3 protein-coding genes are annotated in these 2,613 nt (G+C 44.9%); 1 reads left to right on the top strand and 2 read right to left on the bottom strand.

Going from position 1 to position 2,613, the window contains the following annotated elements; all coding sequences use genetic code 11:
- Nucleotides 1-542 precede the first annotated feature (542 nt).
- A complete protein-coding gene (locus tag A3756_RS17335; RefSeq protein WP_068511175.1) occupies nucleotides 543-1,379 on the top strand; it encodes an ABC transporter substrate-binding protein in 837 nt (278 codons plus the stop codon).
- A 1-nt stretch (nucleotide 1,380) separates the two neighbouring features.
- On the opposite strand, the gene A3756_RS17330 is transcribed toward A3756_RS17335, so the two are convergent.
- Nucleotides 1,381-1,863 (bottom strand): hypothetical protein, encoded by a 483-nt coding sequence (locus tag A3756_RS17330; protein ID WP_068511176.1) that lies wholly within the window; start codon nucleotides 1,861-1,863, stop codon nucleotides 1,381-1,383.
- A gap of 8 nt (nucleotides 1,864-1,871) precedes the next feature.
- On the bottom strand, nucleotides 1,872-2,613 hold a 742-nt coding region (locus tag A3756_RS17325), incomplete at its 5' end, for a GGDEF domain-containing protein (protein WP_231875561.1).

The raw sequence follows: 2,613 nt of genomic DNA, 5'->3' as shown, positions 1-2,613 counted from the left end.
ACCGTTTTACAAGAGAGTACTGCGGAATAAATCGCTCTGCGATGTCAGGTGTTTTTGATTGAGCTTAAATTTCAGACAAAAAAAAGCGGCGAAAGGTGCCGAACTACCTAATCGCCGCGTTCACTAATAGGGCTTGTAGGGAGGCCCTAATCGGAAAAAGTTATCACAACACAAGTTTAGAAAGGAGCTAAGCAAAAAGGCCTGAAGTTTTTTGCTTAACGCCGTTCGTCTTGATGATTCAAATAATAGGGCTTAGCCGGGCTTAGTTTGATCACNCGAAGGGCTTAGCCCCCGGCGTACCGACCTCAAAACATGACACGCATCACAGTTTTTTCGTCTTTTTAATACTTTTAGGCTAAGTTTTTCTCTTGGAACAAGGTTTAAGCAAAGGCAACGAAGCCGGCTTAATCCCAATAACAATAGTCATCCTTGAATTTAGGCTTGATGGGTGCAATCCAAGCACCATGGTCTAAACTAATGCCTTATAGCCCCCATAAGAAGTCATGGCGCCGTTCATAAGCCACGTTATCGGAAGACTGGAAATGATAAAAATTAGCCGAAATAGACACTCAATCGCTTCGGCACTCATCGTAGTCAGTATGATGCTTGGCTTTAGCGCCTTATCTCAGGCTCATCAAGAGAAAGGCAAGCCTGTCTCATTTAATAGTTATCCTCCTGTCGCTTACATCAACGAAACCACACAAGAAATTGATGGCCCGGTGGCCGCTCTGGTTAAGGCGGTTAATAAGAAGCTAATGCGAGACACCACCTTTCAATTTAACCCCTTGCCCCGAATGTTTGTTGAACTAGAAGCGCATCGTGCGGACGCTGCATTCAATATGAGCTATAACACAGAGCGAGCCAAGAAATGGCACTACAGCTTGCCCGTTCATGTAGTGAACTATGGTCTGTTTGTTAAAAAAGATAACCCTTTAGACTACAGCTCGCGTCAGCAGTTAAGCGGTTTAACCATCGCCACCTATGGCCCGACCAACATGTCGAAAAAGGTCGAGAAATTCGCAAAGAAAATCCCTGGGGCTCGTGTTGTCATAGAGAACGACTTTGAGCATGTGTTTAAAATGCTCGAAGCTGATCGCTTTGGTAAACGTGGGGTGGTCTATGTACCGGATGTCGTCGGCTTTGATACGATCAAAGAGTTCAAGCTGCAGAATGTGCGTTATGCAGGGCCAGATATTAAGAACTTATATTATGTGATTTTTGTCAAAGAAACAGTTTCTAAAGAGTATGTCGATGCCTTTAACCAGGTCTTGCTAACCTTTCACCGTGACGGCACCATGACGGATATTTACGCACGATACAATGGCTCTGTTACCGCGAACGTGCCTGCCATCGAAGATATGGTCGTTCCCGGGCACTAAACTAGCTAATACTTTCGACTAGATAGCGCTTATCACCAAGCTCTACTTCGTCCTCGAGATAGGCGCCAAACAAAGCCTTTCCCAGCGGCGCGAGCTTACTCAAAAGCAACACCTGGCGGCCATTAAAATCGACTATAAGGCCCCCTGCAACAGGCGAAAGAAACACTTCACTAGCAGCCTCGTCGCGACCAGTGCCGAGCTCTCTCAGTCCAATTAAGGTACCAAATTGAATTGCATCGTCTTCACCAAAGTTCTTTGGCTTTAAGCGTTCAAATGTTTTAAGTGCGTTTTCTGCTTCAGCCATCCGGCGAGCCTGCCCTTCGGCCAAATAAGAAGCTTCCAGCCCAAGCGTATCATATTTGTTCTCGGCAACATTCTCTTCGTGCGTTGCCGTTTCATAAGCTTGTTTAGCAGCAGAGTACGCAATATCATAACGCGATTTTAGTGCACTAATTATTTGTACATGCAGAAGCTCTTTATCCATCGCAATAACTATAATTCCGCCTGTCCACTATCGTAGATAAAATGCTGGTTACGTCCGTTTTCCTTGGCGTGGTATAGCGCTTTATCCGCTCTCGCGATTAATGCTCCAATGCCTTCATCCGCCATCATCATTTCTGCAATTCCAACCGATACAGTCACTTTAATATTATGACCTTCAAACTCAAATAATTGACCTTCAACCACATCAATTATGTTTTGCGCAACCGTCACAGCATCTTCAGAGGAGGTATTCTCTAACAAGATCGCAAACTCTTCTCCTCCAAAGCGAGCGAAGATATCGCTTTCACGCAATAACTGGCCAACAAGCAAAGTAAACTTAACCAAGACCTCGTCACCAGCCGCATGCCCGTATTCGTCATTGATATGCTTAAAGTGGTCCAAATCCAAAGCCAGAAGGGATAAGGGATGCTTATTGCGCAAGGCTAAAGCCCGATATTTTTCAGCCAGAACAAAGAACTTTCGACGATTATAGATTGAGGTAAGCGGGTCGGTACTCGCATAAAAACTTAGCTGCTGATTCGCCAACTCCAGTTCGTGAGTTCTCTCATGAACTTTCCGCTCTAACTCTCGATGGTAGCTTTGCTGCGCATCAACAAATTCCTGCTTCTGTTGCTGTAAGGTTTCGAGCATCTGGTTATAGCTATTCTCTAGAGACTGTAGCTCATCATCATGTTCCAGGCCAAGGTTAAGACGACGTTTATCAAGACTATCAAAATCCATACTATGCAAT

Source organism: Oleiphilus sp. HI0086 (assembly GCF_001635225.1).
This window is presented reverse-complemented; position numbering and strand designations above follow the sequence as displayed.